We start from the raw sequence: 17,769 nt of genomic DNA on the forward strand, positions 1-17,769 counted from the left end.
GTCCGCCCCTCATCTGTCTGCCCCCCGACTATGCTGCAGTCCTCGTTGCTAGGGTCTCACATGTCATAGCTACTATACACTACAGATTTTATACTCCTGAATTAAATTGGCATAAAGTTTCTGTTGGCAGCCCCTGAAACCGCTACCAGAGCGGGTTGAGCTATTGGGTGCCAGGGTTGAAAAAAAAACCTATCTGTGCTCTAATCGCACGCTGTGGAAGAGTGCGCCTATATAGCTTTGGGAAGCAATCTGGGGGATCGCGAGCTCAAGCTGCTGACTGCGGTCGGCGAGCTGGGGAAGCTGCCGGGTACCCGGGTGACCGCCCTGTCACCCTTCTACGAGACCGAGCCCGTCGGTGGCGTGGTCCAGGACAACTTCTACAATGCGGTTGCCCGGGTGGTAACGGTGCTGGCGCCGGAAGACCTGCTCCAGGAGCTCAAGCGCATCGAGATAAAGGTCTTCAAGCGCGAGCCGACGGTGCACTGGGGGCCGCGCAGCATGGACCTCGATATCCTTTGCTACGGTAACCTGGTCTGCAGCGATCCAAAGCTTACCATTCCGCACCCTCGCCTGGCCGAGCGGCGCTTTGTGCTGCAGCCGTTCGCCGACATCGCGCCGGATCTGGTGCACCCCTCCCTCGGCAAGACGATAGCCGAGCTGCTGGCCGCACTGACAACCACCGAGAAGGTGGTACGTATCTAAAATAGGGGGGGCAGATGCGCTTTCTTATCTATATCCTCATCGGTTATCTCATCTACCGGTGGTTGCGCAACAAGACTGCCGCGCGGGAGCTCCCCAAGGAGTCCACGGCGACCGAGACCTACCAGGATCCGGTCTGCGGCGTGTACATCTCGGAGGCCGAGGCAGTGGTGGGAAACCTGGAGGGGAAGCGCTATCACTTCTGCTCCATGGGATGTTTGCACGAGTTTGAGAGGAGCCTGCAGCGCAGGTAACCAGCATAGGCAACAACAACGAACAGCGGAGGAAATGGATGAAGTTTTTTATCGACACAGCGGACGTCAAAGAAATTCGCGAGGCTAACGAACTCGGGCTCGTGGACGGCGTAACTACCAACCCGTCTCTCATCGCCAAGAGTGGCCGTCGCTTCGAGGAAGTCATCAAGGAGATCACCGGGATCGTTGACGGTCCGATTTCCGCCGAAGTAGTCTCCCTCGAGCACGACGGCATGATCGCGGAAGCGACCGAGCTGGTCAAGATACATCCGAACATCGTGATCAAGCTGCCGATGACCCCGGAAGGTCTCAAGGCAACAAAGACTCTGACCGGCAAGGGGATCAAGACCAACGTCACCCTGATTTTCACCCCGATGCAGGCACTTTTGGCCGCCAAGGCCGGCGCCACCTACGTTTCCCCGTTCGTCGGTCGTCTCGACGACATCTCCCAGGACGGCATGCAGATCATCGAAGAGATCCGCACCATCTTCGACAACTTCGGTTTCGATGCCGAGATCATCGTGGCGAGCATCAGGAACCCGGTGCACGTCTTGAATGCCGCGCTGATCGGCGCCGACATCTGCACCATCCCCTACTCGGTCATGCTGCAGCTCTCCAAGCACCCGCTGACCGATGCCGGGATCAAGAAGTTCCTGGAAGATTGGGAGAAAGTCCCCAAGTAATGCTGAAGAGCCCTTCCCTGCCGGTCCCCGCTTGTGGCGGCTGGCAGGGATGGCCGCAGAATTCAAACTTTCGCCCGAAGTTTTTAATTACCGGCGTGCAAAATGAAACTTTCGTCTGAAAGTTTTTTTCGCCACGCTGGAAAATAAAACTTCACCCAGGTGAAATGAAACTACCTGGGTTGAAAATGAAACTGCTGGGCTGGAAAACGAAACTTTTCTCCAGAAGTTTTTATTGCCGGAGCGAAAATCGAAACTTCTACCGAAAAGTTTCGCTTCTGAGTGCTGTTCTAAAAACTTTCTGGCTGGCGAAAGAAACTTCCGGGGTAGAAAAGGAAACTTCTGCTTAGAAGTTTTATTTTGTGGGGTGAAAAATCAAACCCCCGACCTGAGAAATGAAACTTCGCAGCGGAAATCAAAATTTCTGCACTGAAAGTTGAAACCTCGGCCCGGTAAAATGAAACTGCGGCCACAGAATTGCGAAATTCAAGCCGGAGCAGGCGATAGACTGATGGCAGGGCGCGTTTCCGACTCCGGGAAACGAAACGGCAACAAAAAAGGGCGGGTCCTTGGGGACCCGCCCTTGCCCGTAAGGGCGCTTTTTGTTTACGCCTTGTCGGCGGCGCCGTTTCTGCGCTGCAGCTTGATATACACCAGGACGATCAGCGCGCTCACCACGAGGACCACGCCCAGCGCATGGTGCGAGTACTTCATGATCAGCTCCTGGTTGCTGCCGATGAAGTAGCCGATGAAGGTGAGCACGGTCACCCAGATACCGGCGCCCAGAATGGTGTAGAGTGAGAACTTGAGGTGGTTCATCCCGGCGAGGCCCGCGGGGAGCGAGATCAAGTGGCGTACCACCGGCAAGAGCCGGCCGATGAAGGTGGAGATCTCACCGTGCTTCAGGAAGAAGGACTCGACCTTGGCGAACTTCTCCTCGGTGATGAGGACGTACTTGCCGTATTTCAGGATGAGCGGGCGCCCCAGGAAGCGGGCCGCGAAGTAGTTCGCGTAGGCACCTATCAGGCTCCCCAGGGTACCGCAGAGAATGGCCAGCCCCATGTTCATCCGCCCCTGCTGGGCCAGGTAACCGGCCGGAGGCATGATCACTTCGCTGGGAATCGGGATCACCGAACTCTCCATGGCCATCAGGAGAATGATCCCCCGATATCCCATCGCTCCAATGGTCTGGACCAGCCAATCGATTGCTGCGTGCATAGAAAACACTCCCCTTAAGAGTTGGTCCTTCAAAGGCGGGGAAACGGCAGAGGTGGGTCCCCTCTCCCCTTGCGGGAGAGGGACAGGGTGAGGGGGAAGGCGCCACCTGATCGCAGCTGGCTGCTTCACCCACCCCCCGGCCCCCTCCCGTCAGGGGAGGGGGGAGTAGGCCGACTCTCTAAATTCCCGGAAGAACCTAAAATTTGCTAATAACGAGCCATTCTAGTACAGGTCCTCGTAAAAAAACGACTAAATAATCCAGGACGACATGAAAAAACAGATCTATGTAATCGGGCACCGCAACCCGGATACCGACTCGGTGGCCTCGGCCATCGGCTACGCCGAACTCAAACGCGCCCTTGGCGTCGAGGGGGTTACCGCCGCCATGGCCGGCGCGCTGAACCCGCAGACGACCTGGCTTTTGGGCCGTCTCGGCCTGGAGGCCCCGCTGTACCTCGCCGATGTGCACCCCAAGGTGGGCGACGTGCTCAAACGTATCCCGGTGAGCGTCTCCGCCGATCAGCCGCTCTTGAAGGCACTGCAGGTATTTCACCACAACGGGGTGAGGATCCTGCCGGTGCTCGATGCCGCCGGCTGCCCGGTAGGCGTCATCCCGCTTTTGAAGATCGCCGAGCGCTCCCTGAAGACCGGGCTGGATTCCCTGCGCCAGGTCAGGGCGTCGCTCGCGACGTTGGCGGCCTGCCTCGAGGGGGAGTTCCTCGCCGGCACTGCCGACCAGGAAGTGGAGACCCTGCACCTCTTCGTCGGTGCGATGGTCGAGGATTCGTTCAACGACAAGATCGCCCGCTTTGCACCGGAGAGCCTCATCGTGGTGACCGGCGACCGGCGCAGCATCCAACTGAACGCCATCGAGCGCGGGGTGCGCGTCCTGGTGGTGACCGGCGGCCTGGCGGTGGCCCCGGACATCGTAGAACGTGCGGCCGAGAAGGGTGTCGCACTTCTCACCACGCCGCTGGACACCGCAGCCACCGTGTCGCTGGCCCGCCTCTCCACGCCGGCCCGCTACCTGGCGGAGAGCCACTTCGAGAGCGTCGGGGTGGGTGAACCCCTGGGGCGCCTGCGGGAGAAGCTGCTGCATTCGGGTGAAACCGCGGTACTGGTCCTGGAGGAAGACGGCACCCTGGCCGGCGTGGCCACCAAGTCGTCGCTCTTCCAGCCGCTTCCCTACGCGCTCATCCTGGTGGACCACAACGAGCTCTCCCAGTCGGTGCCCGGCGCCGAGGACCTGGAGATCATCGAGGTGATCGACCACCACAAGCTGGGAAATGCCCACAGCACGAACCCGATCCCTTTCATCACCGCACCGGTTGGGAGCACCTGCACCATCGTCGCCTCGCTCTACCAGGAGCACGGCATCACCCCCGAGCCCAAGGTCGCCGCGCTCCTTTTGGCCGGCATCCTCTCCGATACCGTGATCCTCAAGTCGCCCACCACCACCTCGCGCGACCAGGCCGCCGTGGAGCGCCTGGCCAAGCTTGCCGGACTGGAGTGGGAGTCCTTCGGCGCCGAGATCTTCGCGGCCTCGGGGGCGCTCTCCGGCTACGGCAGCCCGGAGCGGGTCGTTACCTCGGACTTCAAGCTCTTCAGCCAGGGGGAGGCACGCTTCGGCGTAGGACAGGTGGAGGTCTTCGGCTTCAGCGAGTTCAACGCGATGAAGGACGAGCTGAAGGCGGCTTTGAAGGCCCTGCGCGAGAAGGAGTCGCTGGAGCTCGCGGGGCTCATGGTTACCGACATCGCAACCGAAAGCACCATGTTCATGATGGAGGGGGGACACGCCTACCTGAGGTTCATGGGCTACCCGCAGCCCGAGCCGCACATCTTCGAGATGAAAGGGGTCATGTCGCGTAAGAAACAGCTGGTACCGCACCTCATCAAGGTGCTGGGAGGACGCTGATGGGCGCTTTGTTTCTGGATCGGGTACGGCAGGAGGTGCTGGTCGGCGACGGCGCCATCGGCACCATGCTCTACGCCAAGGGTGTTTCGCTGGAGGCGAACTTCGAGCACCTGAACCTGGTGCGTCCCCAGCTCGTGCTGGATTTGCACGGCGAGTACCTGGCGGCCGGCGCGCAGGTCATCGAGACCAACACCTTCGGCGCCAACTTCGTGAAGCTCGACGCCATCGGTCTGGGCGCCAAGGTTGCCGAGATCAACCGGCAGGGGGCGAAACTGGCCCGGCAGGCTGCCGCCGGAAAAGACGTCTTCGTGGCCGGAAGCCTGGGACCTTTGGGGCGCGGCAAGGCGGAACTCAGCCCGGAGCAGGTCCGCGACTGTTTCCGCACCCAGTCCCTGGCGCTTGCCGAGGGCGGGGTAGATCTACTGATCCTGGAGACCTTCGCCGAGCTTGAGGAGCTGGAACTGGCGGTCTTGGCCGTCAAGGAGACCGGCCTGCCGGTGGTGGCGAACCTGGCGTTCGGCGAAGGGGCCAGGCTTACCGGGGGCTTCAGCGCCGAGGACGCGGCCCAGCGTCTGGCTGCAGCCGGAGCCGACCTGATCGGCGCCAACTGCGGAGCGGGACCGCTGGAACTGCTCGCGACCCTGAAGCGCCTGGCGCAGGCGAGCGACCTTCCCCTTGCCGCCTATCCCAACAGCGGTTTCCCCGAGTACCTGGACGGGCGCTACATCTACCGCGCCACCCCGGACTACTTTGCCGGCATGGCACGCGAAATGGTCGAGGCCGGTGCCTCGTTGGTGGGGGGATGCTGCGGTACTACCCCGGAGCACGTGCGCGAGGTGGCGCGGCAGCTCGCCGGTCTCAAGCCGGTGGTGCGCAAGGTCTCCCGCCGCGCGGGAGCCGTCCAGGTCGGAGCCGGGACCGCGAGCGCCGGGAAAGGCTTCCTCTCGCACTGGGGCACCCGCAAGGTGATCACCGTGGAGCTCGACCCCCCCAAGGGGCTCGACTGCACTAAAGTGGTGGCGGGGAGCCGGGCACTCAAGGAAGCCGGTGCCGATGCCATCAATCTCGCCGAGAACCCGCTGGCCCGGGTGCGCATGGGTAACCTGGCGCTTGCCGCCTTGGTGCGCCGCGAGGTGGGGATCGAGGTGATCGCGCACGTCACCTGCCGGGACCGCAACCTGATCGGCCTGCAGTCCGACCTGATGGGGGCGAGCCTGCTCGGCATCAGCTCGATCCTGGCCGTCACCGGCGACCCGGCGAACTTAGGCGAGGATGCCGGCGCCTCCTCGGTCTTCGATCTGAACTCCTTTACGCTCATCAAGCTCTTGAGCGATCTGAACCGCGGGGTCAACGCGCTGGGGAACCCGATCGGAGCCGGAACCGGTTTCAGCATCGGCGCCGCCTTCAACCCCAACGTGCAGAAGATGGAGGTGCAGGTGGGGCGGTTGGCGCGCAAGGTGGCGAACGGCGCCCAGTTTGCCCAGACCCAGCCGATCTACGACATCGCCCGCGCCGAGGAGATGGTCGAGTTGACCGCCGCCTTGGGGATCCCGGTTCTGCCGGGCGTGCTGCCGCTGGTGAGCGGCCGCAATGCCGAGTTCCTGCACAACGAGGTGCCGGGGATCGTGATCCCCGACGAGATCCGCCGGCGCATGGCCGGAAAGAGCGGCGACGAAGGGGTGCGGGAGGGGCTTGCCATTGCCTCCGAGTTCATCGATGCGATCTTCGATCGGGTAGGCGGGTTCTACCTGATCCCCCCCTTCGGCAAGCACGAAATCGCCACGGAGCTGGTGACGTACATCAAGGAAAAAGACCGGCAGCCACACAATTCTTGACCTGCATCAATTTCAAATAGCAGCTAGGAGCAGATGATGAAGAAAGACATCCTGGAGAAGGGCGCGATCCTGCAGCGGGACCGGGAAACCTACGCCATCGCCCCCCATATCCCGGGCGGGTTCACGGATACCGCGACGCTGCGCAAGATCTGCGACGTCGCCGACACGTACGGGCTCTCGGTGAAACTTACCTCGGCACAGCGCATCGGCCTCTTCGGCGTGAAGGAAGAGGAACTGGACGCCGTCTGGGCGGATCTCAACCAGGACCAGGGCGCCCCGATCGGCCTGTGCGTGCGCAGCGTTCGGATCTGCCCGGGCACCACGCAGTGCAAACGCGCGGTGCAGGACTCGACCGGTCTCGGCCTCAAACTGGACAGCATCTACCACGCCATGCGGCTTCCCAACAAGATGAAGATGGGGATCTCCGGCTGCCTGCTCTCCTGCTCGGAATGCGCCGTGAAGGATATCGGCGTCCTGGGGACCAACCGCGGCTGGCGCATCATGGTGGGCGGCAACGCCGGCCCCCGACCGCGGATCGGCGAACAACTGGTAGACAACGTGGCTGACCAGGAGCAGGTGCTCGATATCGTCTCCCGCATCGTGGAGTTCTACAAGAGTTCGGGAGAGGAAGGGCGCCTGGGAAGGCTGGTGGAAAAGATGGGGATCGAGGCGTTCCGCGCCGCGGTCTTGGGCGAGGCGGGCCAGCCGTGACGGTACGGCAGAACATGCAGTCGGCCGAGCGCCGCAAGGGAGGTGCCAGTGGCGCTTATTGAGGATGCCCTCTTCACCAGGATTAAAAACCGGGTCGGCAAGGCGATCAGCGACTTCGACCTGATCTCGGAAGGGGACCGGATCGCCGTCGCGGTCTCCGGCGGCAAGGACTCCTACTCCATGCTGCACATGCTGGAGACCCTGCGCCGCCGCGCGCCGGTACGCTACGAGCTCGTGGCGATCAACATCGACTCGGGCTACCGCGGCTACCGCGCGGACATCATCGAGGAACACCTGAAAGAGCACGGCTTCGCCTACCACATGGAGAAGACCACGCACTACGACATCATCTCGGAGAAGCGCCGCCCCGGCTCATCGTACTGCTCCATCTGCGCGCGCCTCAAGCGCGGCACGCTCTACACGCTGGCCCAGCAGATGGGGTGCAACAAGATAGCGCTCGGGCACCACATGGACGACTTCATCGAGACCTTGCTTTTGAACCAGTTCTTCGTCGGCTCGCTGAAGGCGATGGCGCCCAGCATGCTCGCCGACAACGGCGTCACCACGGTGATCCGCCCCCTGGTCTACGTCGAGGAGAAGGAGATCATCCCGTTCTCGCGCAACAACCGTTTCCCCGTGGTGTGCTGCTGCTGTCCGGTCTGCGGCACGGCGGACCTGCAGCGCAAGAAGATGAAGGAGCTGCTGGAGACTTTGGAGCGCGACAACCCCTTGGTGAAGAAGAGCCTCCTGAAGGCGCTCTCCAACGTCCATCCGCGCCACTTGCTGGACAAGGGGCTGACCAGGACCCCCTCCTGACGCAGGTCGTTGGAGATATCCTTCACGGTGATGTACCCGCAGTAGATGACGATACCCAGTGCTAAAACGACCATCGGTTCCATACGCTACCTCCCTGCTTCGTGATGATCTCACCATAGCAGGACGGTGTGACAGAAAGTGTCGCAACTGAATTATCCACTCCACAAGGACCGCAAAGGACATGGCTCAAAAAGAGAAAAACATTCAGCGCATCAGACTGGCAGTACAGTGGGGATTCCTCCTGTTTTCCCTGTACCTCGGCGTAACCTTCTACCGTTTCGTGCTGCATTTCCGCTCCGGCGGGGCAGCGCCGTTCGTGGAACGCCCCGATGGCGTGGAAGCCTTCCTTCCTATTTCGGCCCTGGTGAGCCTCAAGGGATGGCTCACCTCGGGAAGCATCAACAACATCCATCCGGCCGCGCTGGTTGTCTTCCTTGCGGTCATCGCCGTTTCCTGGCTCATGAAGCGCTCGTTCTGTTCCTGGATCTGTCCGGTCTCTACGCTGACTGAGGTGTGCTGGAAGGTCGGCACCAAGGTGTTCGGGAAGAACTTCCGTCTCTGGCTCTGGGCCGACTGGCTGCTGCGGCCGATAAAGTACCTGCTGTTGGTCTTCTTCGTCGGATCGATCCTGGTCGTGATGTCGCCGGACAGCGTGCGCGACTTCATCGTGGGTGACTACAACAAGACGGCCGACATCAAGATGCTCGACTTCTTCCTGCACATGTCCGGGACGCCGCTGCTGGTGATCTCCGGGCTTTTGCTCCTCTCCTTCTTCTTACGCAACCCGTTTTGCCGCTTTCTCTGCCCGTACGGCGCGCTGCTCGGGCTGGTGTCGCGCTTCTCTCCGGCCAAAGTGGAACGCTGTGCCAAGGCCTGCATCTCCTGCGGCGGCTGCAACAGGGCCTGCCCTTCGTACCTGGACGTGATGCACGGCGAGCGGGTGAAGTCGGAGGAGTGCATCGGCTGCCTGCGCTGCGTGTCGAGCTGCCCGAAGCCGGAGGCTTTGCAGGTGCGGCTTAAGGGCGGGAAGGTGGTGAGCGGGGCGGTGTTCGCCGCAGTGGTGGTCGGGGTCTTTATCGGGAGCACGCTCCTGGCGCGTATTACCGGGCACTGGCACACCTCGATCCCCAAGGCGGAGTACCAGAGGCTCATCAACGAGGCGGACCGCATCAGCCATTAAGCCCTGTGATCGCAAGAAAAATGAAACGTCCCGCCGGGGTTCTACCGGCGGGACGTTTTTGTTTGGGGGGGCGCTGGAAAAACGCCAAAACAACTGCAAATCCACCCCCGTCACTCCTTCACAAAAGGTCCATCCAGGAATTCCGGGGAAACTGGCAAGAGTCGCTCTAGAGCACTGCCGGCGGCCTTACGTCCTCCCCTTTGCGAAGGGGAGACAGAGGGGATTTGCGGTTCGCCTTCGTGGCGCGCGTATCGGACTGTGGCAACTCTGGATGAAATCCCCCTGTCCCTTCGCAAAGAGGGGGACGCGGGGCCGCCAGGGGAGGACGTGACGCCAACTGCCTTGTGGGGGAACGTACCTTTGTTTGAGTGGTAGGGGCGCATGATTGCGAACAAAAAAAGGGACGGCATCGCTGCCGTCCCTTTGTAGTTGCTGTATGTACTGCTTATCCTTCTTCTTCCTCGCCCAGCGCGATGTCGCGGTAGGCGCGGTCTTCTTCGAAGCGCTTGGTCTGGGCCTGCTGCTTCTCCAGGTCGGCCTTGCACTTCACACAATGGCGGGCGAAAGGAACAATCTTCAACCTGCCGATGGGAATCTCTTCTTCACACTCTTCACAAATTCCGTATTCACCTTCTTCAAGTCTTAGCAGTGCTTCATCTATGTTGCGCAGTTTCTCACGCTCACGGTCGCCCAGAAGCAGACCCAGTTCACGATCGCGTTCACTGGATGCCTGGTCGTAAATGTCACCACTGGGTTCATTCACCGGAATATCAGATCCGGACTTAACCGTTTTGTTGATCTCTTTAAGCGTTTCTTCCTTCATCTTAAGAAGCATCGCTTTCAATTCTTCGGGTTTTTCAGTCATGTATACTCCACTCCGTTTATTCGAGGTGCCCTAAAAGGCGACGCAATAATACAGCATTAAAGGGTCATGTCAAGTCAAAAGCCCTTACTGCACTATCTCACCGATCAAGTCGTAATCTGACGAGTCGGTGATCTTCAATCGGACAATATCGCCCACATTGGCATTCCCTGCAGTGATATAAACCTGCCCGTCCACGTCGGGCGCCTGGCGCGAGGAACGTCCCCTCAACAGCAGTTCGGTCTCCTCGCTGTAACCCTCAACCAGTACCTCTTCTTCACTATCGACCAGGGTGCGGTTGTGCTTGAAGGAAACCCGCGCCTGGGTGCGCATCAGTTTTTTGTGACGCTCGCGCTTGACGCGCTCGGAAACCTGGTCCGGCATCTCCGCTGCCGGGGTTCCCTCTTCACGCGAGTAGCAGAAGACGCCCAGGCGGTCGAAACGGGTCTCCTCGACGTACTGCAAAAGGGTCTTGAAGTCCTCGTTGGTCTCGCCCGGGAAACCGACGATGAGCGAGGTCCTGATGGCGATGTCCGGGATCTCGGTCCTGAGCTTCGTGATCAGTTCGCGGATCTGCGCCTCGCCGCTGCGCCGCCCCATGCGCTTCAGGATCGGATCGCTGATGTGCTGGATGGGGAGGTCCAGGTACTTGCAGACCTTGGGCTCGTTTTTCATGAGCTGGATGAGCGAGTCGGTGACCCCGTCCGGGTAGGCGTAGAGGAGGCGGATCCACTTGAGCCCCTCCATCTTGGCGAGTTCCTGGACCAGCTGTTCGAGCGTCGGCTTGTCTACGAGGTCCTTGCCGTAGGCGGTGATGTCCTGGGCGATCAGGTTGAGTTCCTTGACGCCGCCGGCGACCAGTCCGGCTGCTTCCTGGAGCAGGCTCTGCAGCGGGCGCGAGCGGTGGTCGCCGCGCAAGGACGGGATCACGCAGTAGGAGCAGCGGTTCGAGCACCCTTCGGCGATCTTCAGGTAGGCGGTGTAGTGCGGCGAGGACTGCATGCGCGGCAACTCGTCGTTGTAGACGAAGTTGGGGTCGCCGGTGTAGCAGAGCTGTTCGGTGCTGCCGCGCTTCTCGGCAACAATCTCGACGATGCGCGGGTAGTCGCCGGTGCCGACGAAGATATCGACCTCGGGGAGTTCGCGGGCCAGTTCCTCCTGGTAGCGCTGGGGGAGGCAACCGGTCACGATCAAGAGGTTGCAGTTGCCGTCGTGCTTGCGGTCGGCCAGGTCGAGGATGGTGTCGATGCTCTCCTGCTTGGCCTCTTTTATGAAGGAGCAGGTGTTGACGATGATGATGTCCGCCTGCATCTCGTCGGTCGTTACCTCGAAACCGGCCTGCGCCAGGTACCCGAGCATGACCTCGGCATCGACCAGGTTCTTGGGGCAGCCCAGGCTGACCAGGCTCACTTTTTCGGTTTTCTTCTCGCTCAAAAAAATACTCCTTGGGTAAACGGCTTAACTGTTGAGTGCTGCCGTGAAACTGTTTGGGACTAAAGGGACGGAAGGGACTGGATGGACGGACGGACCTTAGGCCCCAGCCCCTAGCCCCTGCCTCTAGCTCCTGAAGTTGACGAACTGCATGTCGATCTCCAGGTCCTTTCCCTTGAGCAGGGCGATGATGGCCTGCAGGTCGTCGATGTTCTTGCCGGTGACGCGCACCTGGTCGTCCTGGATCTGGCTTTGGACCTTAAGCTTGCTCTCCTTGATGACCTGGCCGATCTCCTTGGCTTTCTCCTTGGAGATGCCGACCTGCAGGGTGATGATCTGCCGCACCATCCCGCCGGAGGCCTGCTCGACCTTGCCGTACTGCAGCGCCTTGGGGGAGATGTTGCGCTTGATGAACTTGGACTGGAGGATGTCGATGATGGCCTTGAGGCGGAAGTCGTCATCCGCCAGGACCTTTACGGTCTCCTTCTCGAGGGTCACCTCGCTCTTGGACCCCTTGAAGTCGTAGCGCTGGCCGATCTCCTTCACGGTCTGGTTGATCGCGTTGTCAACCTCCTGCATTTCCACCTTGGAAACGATGTCAAACGACGGCATGCGAACCTCCTGAAAAGAATCGGGTCGAGGTCAGGTTGAGGTTTGGAAAACCTGCAAGCAGTCCTGAACCCTGTTATGTGTTGCTTGATCGCGGCGGGCTCGCCCGAGTGCTCAGAGCGTTGCCTCAACCTCGCCTTACCGCTTTATGACCTCGACCCCCGAGGGGACCTTGAAGGTGAACTTGCCGGAGTCCACGCCGCGGTTGGGCCTCACGTTGCTGTACTCGATCCGGGTGGTGTTGCCGGTCGGGTCGGTCACCATCGAGGAGACGATGGGAAACGGCGTGCTCGGGTGCCCCTTGGCGACGAACTGGTCCACGGCTGCGGCCTGGATGGTGAGCTGCAGCTTCGCCATGGCCGGGTTCTTCTGCTTCGGGGTGAGCTCGAGAACGTAGTTCCCTTTCTTGTCCTTCTGCTCGGTGCCGAAGGCGATGTTGAAGTCCTTGGAGACGTGGCCCATGCCGGTCAGGTAGTTGAGCGCGACCGCGTTGCCGCCGGCGAACATCTGCGCCAGGTCCATCACCATGACCTGCTTCTGGTCCGGCAGGTAGTACCAGACCTTCTTGCCGTTGCAGACGATCTGCTGCTTGGGCTTGGTGTAGTTGAAGCGGAACATGGCGTCCTTGCCGCCGCCTTTCTTGATGAAGAGCTCGCCGCCCCCCTTCTCTTCGCGCTTCATCGCGCTTATGGTGCTTCTCTGGCTGAAGTCGGCCTGCACGTCGTTGAGCGTGGCGTACCCCTGCTCGAGGGTGCGCACCACCTGGTTCAGGTCGGCGGCGGAGCAGAGCGAGGCTGCGAAGGCGATCAGGACACTGGTAAGGACGGCAATTCTGGTAACGCTCATTTTTTCTCCCCCGAGAAGCTGCAAAGGCGACACTCTGTCGCCTCGGCCTGCTTGGTACGCTGCTTTTGAGCCCGACGCGGCACGCGGGCTGGGACCCGGCGTACTCCTAGGGCGACATGACCGGCCATTCTGCCATACAACCCGAAGCCACGCAACTTCTTTTAGTTGGCGGCGCCGGCGCCCGGAACGACCTGCCAGGAGGCGGCCTTGGGAGCCAGGTAGATGCTGCCGGGGCAGGATTCCCCGTCGATAAGGACGCGAGCCTCGAGAATCACGGCTGCCGCCGCGGCCGGCGCTTCGCCGAGTGCGACCGCCACGAGTGCCCCTGCCTCCCCCTGCCTGAGGACCGGGGGGGACGGGAGCAGCGGGAGGTGCAGCGCTTCGCCCAAGGCGTTGAGGCAGGCGGAGCCGAGGATGTTGCCGACCTCCTGCAGGGCCGAGAGTTCCAGCTCGGAAAGGGGATGTTTCGGCGCTGCCGGCTCGTGGAGGAGTAATTCGAGGATGCGCCGGGTGCTCGCGGCGCTCAGCACGACGCTGAAACTGCCGGGGAGGTCTCCGAGTATCTGCAGGCTGAGCAGGGTTGCCGCGTCGGAGTGCGCCGCTGTTCCCGATGCCGGCAGGGCGTCAGGCTGGCCCAGGCGCGGCTCTTCGCAGCGGACCGGTGCGCCCAGGAGTTGCTCCAGCGCGCCGGCGGCCTGGCGCAGGGCGATTGCTGCGGCGGTTTTGAAGGGGGCGGGGTCGCCATCACGCAGGATGAGCGGTGCAGCGATTGCCTGGAAGGTTCCCTTGGGGTTCATAGGAGATCCGCGATGTCCAGCAGGGTTATCAGTTCGCCGTCCCCAAGGACCGCCCCGCCCCCCAGCCCCGGGAGTTTGGAGAGCGGCCGACCAAGCGGCTTTATGTAGAGTTCGTGCTGCCCGAGGAGCCGGTCCACCACGATGCCGACCCGCCGTCCCTTCGCCTCGGTCACGAAAAGCGGCACGATGCCGTCGGGGAAACGCCCCAAGGGGAGCCCCAGGGCACGGTTCAGGCTCAAAAGCGGCAGCGCCTCGTCGTCCAGGTGGAAAACGGGACGGTTGCCGACCGTGGCCATCTGGTGGCGCCGCAATTCGAAGGTGCGCAGTACCGCAGTGACCGGCACCGCCCCCTTGATGGGACCGCACTGCACCACCAGCGCGTGGATGATGGCGATGGTCATGGGGAGGGTGAGGGTGAAACTGGTCCCTTTGCCCGGTTCGCTCTCGATGGCGAGCGTCCCGCCCAGTTTCTGGATCGAGGCGTTCACCGCGTCCATGCCGACGCCGCGACCGGAGACGTCGGTCACCTCGCGCGCCGTGGAGAACCCGGGGATGCAGGAGAGCATGAGCGCCTGGCGCGGCGAGAGCTGCCCCGCCTCTTCGGGGGAGATGAGCCCTTTGCGGATCGCCGAGGCGATCATCCGCTCGGGGACCATGCCGCGGCCGTCGTCGCTTACCGTCACCAGCACGCGGTCCCGGTCCCGGGCCACCGAGAGCCGCACCACGCCCCGGGCCGGCTTGCCGGCCGCCACGCGGTCGGAACTCTCCTCCATGCCGTGGTCCACGGCGTTACGCAGCATGTGGTTGATGGGATCGACCAGGCTCTCCAGGATGCTGCGGTCGAGACCTATCTCGCGCCCCACGATCTCGAAGTGGAGCTCCTTGCCGCTTTTTTTGGCGAGGGCCCGCACCGAGCGCTGGAAACGGTCGGCGATCGCCTCGAAGGGCATCAGGCGCACCTTCATCACCTCGTCGTGCAGGGCGCGCAAGAGCTTGGCGGTCTCCCCCACGGCCTCGCCCAGCTGGGGAGAGGAGAGGTCCCGGTTGATGCTCAGGAGCCGGTTCTTGTTGGTGATCAGTTCGCCGGTCAGGTTGGCCAGGTGGTCCAAAAGCTCGGTCTTCACCCGAACGCTGGTCACCTCGAGTTCCTTGGCGCGCTCGGGCTCGGCGGGCGCTGGGCCCGGGGACGGCTCGGCAGCCGGTGCGGCTGCCGGTGCAGCTGCCGGTGCGGCTGCGGCGCTCGCAACGGCTGTGGCTGGCGACGGCTGTGCGCTCGGAGTCGGGACCGGTTCCGCTGCCGACCGGGGAGCTGGCGGGGCCGGCGTGTAGCTCGCCAGCCGCTCCGGCAGGTCCCCCGCCGGGGTGCGCGGCTCCCGCCCCGCCTCCAGGTCGACCAGCATCCGCTCGATGAGGTCGCTCCCCTCCAAAAGGAGGTCAGCCACGCCGGAGTCGAAGACGAGCCCCTGGTCGCGGACCCGGAGCATCAGGTCCTCCATGCGGTGGGCCACCTCGACGACGTCGCCGTACTCCATGGACGCAGCCATCCCCTTCAGGGAGTGGGCCCCCCGAAACAGGGTGTCGATCCCGGCGCGGTCCTCGGGACGCTCTTCGAGCCCGACCACGGTCTCGTTGATGGCCCTCAGGTACTCCCGGGCCTCGGACAGAAAGAGGCTGCGGTACTGCGACATGTCCATGTGTTATCCCCCGCAGACGTCCCGGAGCACCTGGACCACGTGCTCGGGATTGAAGGGTTTGAGTATGAACGCCCTGGCTCCGGCCTCACTGGCGGCCTGGGTCATCGATTCCTGGCCCACCGCGCTGCACATCACCACGCGGGCGGCGGGGTCGAGCGCCATGATCTCTGCGAGCGCCTCGATGCCGCTTTTGTTGGGCATCACGATGTCCAGGGTGACCAGCTCGGGGGAGCTTTCCCGGAAGCGGGCCACCGCCTCGTTGCCGTCGGCGGCCTCGGCCACCACCTGGTACCCCTGTCCTTCCAATAGGTCGCGCAGCATCTTTCTCATAAACAGCGAATCGTCGACTACCATGACCGTGGTGGCCATTTACTCCTCCTGGACCTGCGCGTGATCTGTTGCCCGCTTTCCCCGCGAGGGCGGCGCCGCCGCCCGGGTCAGGCCGAGCCGGCCAGCCCCTTTTCCAGGGAGTCGAGCAGCGTCCCCACCCTGAGGAGCCGGTACGCCCCCTGTGCCGTCTCGAGGACCTCGTCCCAGAGACCGCCGTCGCCGGCGCTGCGGGCGAGGACCGTGGAGGCCGGCACCACGGACTGGACCCCGTCCACCCAGAGTGCCAGGCCGGCGAGCCGCGTGTCGAGCACCAGGACCTTCCCCTGGTTGCGCGTCTGGCGCCCCTGGCCGAGGTAGAGCCTCAGGTCGACCAGCGCGGTGAGTGCGCCGTGGAAGTTGATGAGCCCGACGAAGTGGGGCGGCGCCTTGGGTATCGGGTAGCTCTCCAGGGGCTCCATGACCTCGGCCACCTCCTGGAGTTCGAAGGCGTAGCCCTTCCCGTGCAGCGTGAAGAGAAGCAGGCGCTCCTCCATCACGCGTCCTCGTCCGTCTGGGCGAGTGCCACGGGGACGGCGGGCTCGGAGTCGTCGAGCCTGAAGCGCTCCACCGAATGCAAAAGCTCGTCCGCAAGTTTCGCGAGTTCCTGGGTCTGGTAGACCATCTCCTGCATCGCCGCCGACTGCTCTTCGGTGGCGGCGGAAACCTCCTCGGTGGAGGCGGCGTTGTCCTCGGCTATCTTGGAGATCTCGTCCATCATGGTCACCATCTTCTCGGCGCCGGTGGTCTGCATCTGCGACAGGTCGGCGATGGAGTTGGCGCGGCGCTCGGTCTCCACGACCGTGGCCAGGATCTGCTGGAACGAGTCGGCGGTGGTGTCGAGGTTCTTCTTGCCGGCCCCCACGCTCTTGGAACTGTCGTTGATGGTCTCCTGGAGCCGGCGGCTCTCCTGCTTGACCACGTCGATCATCTCCACGATGTCGGTCGCCGACTTCGCGCTGGTGTCGGCGAGCTTGCGCACCTCCTCGGCGACCACCCCGAAACCCTTGCCGGCTTCGCCGGCGCGGGCCGCCTCGATGGAGGCGTTCAATGCGAGGAGGTTCGTCTGGCGGGCCAGGTCGACGATGAAGTCCGCCACCTTCCCCACCTGCTGCAGCTTGGCGTTCAGGTCCATGAACTGGATGCTGATCAGCTCGATCGAGTCGAAGAAGCTCTTCATGCGCATGAGCGAGTCGTTGGCGAGCTCCCCGCCGCGCTGGGCGGTGAAGCTCGTCTCGTGCGCCGCCTTGGCGGTCTCCTTGGCGCGGCGGGCCACCAGGTCGACCGAGATGGCCATGTCGTGGATCACCTTGGAGGTCTTGGAGACCATCTCCGCCTGGTTCTCGGCACCCAGCGAGATCTGCTCGATCGCCTGGGCCACCTCCTCGGTGGAGGCGTTCACCTCGAGGGCCGAGGAGGATAGGGTGCGGCTGCTCTCGGAGACCCGCTCGGAGGTGGCGCGAATCTGGCGCACCAGGGCGCGCAGGCTCTCCAGCATGGCGTTAACCGAGTGGGCCATGTCGTTGGTCTCGTCCGGGAAGCGGGAGCCGGGGAGCTCGACGTCCCGGGCCAGGTCGCCGTTACTGATCCCCTCGGTCGCACCGCGCAGCAGCTGGATGTTCCGGGTGAAGCGCTTGGAGAAGAAGGAGCCGAGGATCAGGCCGATGGTGAGCGCGACCACGTAGGAGAGCACCTGGGTGATCTCCGGGGCGTAGTTCAAAAGCTTCACCCAGCCCGGGATGAATGCCACGCAGGCGATGACGGCCAGGAACCCGAGGATGAATTTGTACCCGATCTGGATATACATGGTCGACAGACTCCTTTAGCTGAAAATCCCGTAAGGGGAGAGACAACGT

18 protein-coding genes are annotated in these 17,769 nt (G+C 62.7%); 8 read left to right on the forward strand and 10 right to left on the reverse strand.

The genetic code is table 11. The features are described from left to right. Positions 1 to 237 precede the first annotated feature (237 nt). Genes folK through fsa form a run of 3 tightly spaced genes read left to right on the forward strand, consistent with a single transcriptional unit; the run spans position 238 to position 1,636 of the window. Positions 238 to 702, forward strand: a complete 465-nt coding sequence (folK, locus tag GMST_RS10830; protein ID WP_281380027.1) for a 2-amino-4-hydroxy-6-hydroxymethyldihydropteridine diphosphokinase — start codon at positions 238 to 240, stop codon at positions 700 to 702. A gap of 14 nt (positions 703 to 716) precedes the next feature. After that, complete coding sequence (locus GMST_RS10835; protein ID WP_183354665.1) at positions 717 to 953, forward strand: YHS domain-containing protein; 237 nt, start codon at positions 717 to 719, stop codon at positions 951 to 953. 38 nt (positions 954 to 991) lie between these two features. Further along, positions 992 to 1,636: a fructose-6-phosphate aldolase gene (fsa, locus tag GMST_RS10840; protein ID WP_183354666.1), complete on the forward strand. Its 645-nt coding sequence runs from the start codon at positions 992 to 994 to the stop codon at positions 1,634 to 1,636. A gap of 603 nt (positions 1,637 to 2,239) precedes the next feature. Here the strand turns inward: fsa and GMST_RS10845 are convergent. Continuing rightward, complete coding sequence (locus GMST_RS10845) at positions 2,240 to 2,851, reverse strand: DedA family protein (RefSeq protein ID WP_183354667.1); 612 nt, start codon at positions 2,849 to 2,851, stop codon at positions 2,240 to 2,242. Between the two features lie 268 nt (positions 2,852 to 3,119). On the opposite strand from GMST_RS10845, the gene GMST_RS10850 reads away from it, so the two are divergent. The 5 genes from GMST_RS10850 (at position 3,120) to GMST_RS10870 (ending at position 9,308) form a co-directional block, all read left to right on the forward strand. Beyond that, entirely contained in the window at positions 3,120 to 4,766 is a 1,647-nt protein-coding gene (locus tag GMST_RS10850; protein WP_183354668.1) for a putative manganese-dependent inorganic diphosphatase, read from the forward strand. Continuing rightward, entirely contained in the window at positions 4,766 to 6,601 is a 1,836-nt protein-coding gene (locus GMST_RS10855; protein ID WP_183354669.1) for a bifunctional homocysteine S-methyltransferase/methylenetetrahydrofolate reductase, read from the forward strand. Before GMST_RS10850 ends, GMST_RS10855 begins: the two co-directional genes overlap by 1 nt. 36 nt (positions 6,602 to 6,637) lie before the next feature. Beyond that, positions 6,638 to 7,312 (forward strand): ferredoxin-like domain-containing protein, encoded by a 675-nt coding sequence (locus tag GMST_RS10860; protein WP_183354670.1) that lies wholly within the window; start codon positions 6,638 to 6,640, stop codon positions 7,310 to 7,312. 48 nt (positions 7,313 to 7,360) lie between these two features. Continuing rightward, complete coding sequence (gene ttcA / locus GMST_RS10865; protein ID WP_183354671.1) at positions 7,361 to 8,128, forward strand: tRNA 2-thiocytidine(32) synthetase TtcA; 768 nt, start codon at positions 7,361 to 7,363, stop codon at positions 8,126 to 8,128. Positions 8,129 to 8,309: 181 nt separating this feature from the next. Further along, positions 8,310 to 9,308, forward strand: a complete 999-nt coding sequence (locus tag GMST_RS10870; protein ID WP_183354672.1) for a 4Fe-4S binding protein — start codon at positions 8,310 to 8,312, stop codon at positions 9,306 to 9,308. Positions 9,309 to 9,753: 445 nt separating this feature from the next. On the opposite strand, the gene GMST_RS10875 is transcribed toward GMST_RS10870, so the two are convergent. The 9 genes from GMST_RS10875 to GMST_RS10915 form a co-directional block, all read right to left on the reverse strand. Beyond that, complete coding sequence (locus GMST_RS10875) at positions 9,754 to 10,173, reverse strand: TraR/DksA family transcriptional regulator (protein WP_183354673.1); 420 nt, start codon at positions 10,171 to 10,173, stop codon at positions 9,754 to 9,756. Between the two features lie 84 nt (positions 10,174 to 10,257). Continuing rightward, positions 10,258 to 11,604: a 30S ribosomal protein S12 methylthiotransferase RimO gene (gene rimO / locus GMST_RS10880; protein ID WP_183354674.1), complete on the reverse strand. Its 1,347-nt coding sequence runs from the start codon at positions 11,602 to 11,604 to the stop codon at positions 10,258 to 10,260. A 123-nt stretch (positions 11,605 to 11,727) separates the two neighbouring features. Continuing rightward, positions 11,728 to 12,213, reverse strand: a complete 486-nt coding sequence (locus GMST_RS10885; protein WP_183354675.1) for a YajQ family cyclic di-GMP-binding protein — start codon at positions 12,211 to 12,213, stop codon at positions 11,728 to 11,730. Between the two features lie 135 nt (positions 12,214 to 12,348). Further along, a complete protein-coding gene (locus tag GMST_RS10890; protein WP_183354676.1) occupies positions 12,349 to 13,056 on the reverse strand; it encodes a LolA family protein in 708 nt (235 codons plus the stop codon). A gap of 161 nt (positions 13,057 to 13,217) precedes the next feature. Further along, positions 13,218 to 13,853, reverse strand: a complete 636-nt coding sequence (locus tag GMST_RS10895) for a chemotaxis protein CheC (protein WP_183354677.1) — start codon at positions 13,851 to 13,853, stop codon at positions 13,218 to 13,220. After that, positions 13,850 to 15,547 carry a chemotaxis protein CheA gene (locus GMST_RS10900; RefSeq protein ID WP_183354678.1) on the reverse strand — a complete coding sequence of 566 codons (1,698 nt, stop codon included), beginning with the start codon at positions 15,545 to 15,547 and terminating at the stop codon, positions 13,850 to 13,852. The genes GMST_RS10895 and GMST_RS10900 overlap by 4 nt, the downstream gene beginning before the upstream one ends. A 3-nt stretch (positions 15,548 to 15,550) precedes the next feature. After that, positions 15,551 to 15,916, reverse strand: coding sequence for a response regulator (locus GMST_RS10905; protein WP_183354679.1), 366 nt, complete (start codon positions 15,914 to 15,916; stop codon positions 15,551 to 15,553). Positions 15,917 to 15,984: 68 nt separating this feature from the next. Next, positions 15,985 to 16,410 carry a chemotaxis protein CheW gene (locus GMST_RS10910; RefSeq protein ID WP_246399395.1) on the reverse strand — a complete coding sequence of 142 codons (426 nt, stop codon included), beginning with the start codon at positions 16,408 to 16,410 and terminating at the stop codon, positions 15,985 to 15,987. Beyond that, a complete protein-coding gene (locus GMST_RS10915) occupies positions 16,410 to 17,720 on the reverse strand; it encodes a methyl-accepting chemotaxis protein (RefSeq protein ID WP_183354681.1) in 1,311 nt (436 codons plus the stop codon). Before GMST_RS10915 ends, GMST_RS10910 begins: the two co-directional genes overlap by 1 nt. Between the last annotated feature and the right edge of the window lie 49 nt (positions 17,721 to 17,769).

Source organism: Geomonas silvestris (assembly GCF_014193515.1).
Lineage (GTDB): Bacteria > Desulfobacterota > Desulfuromonadia > Geobacterales > Geobacteraceae > Geomonas > Geomonas silvestris.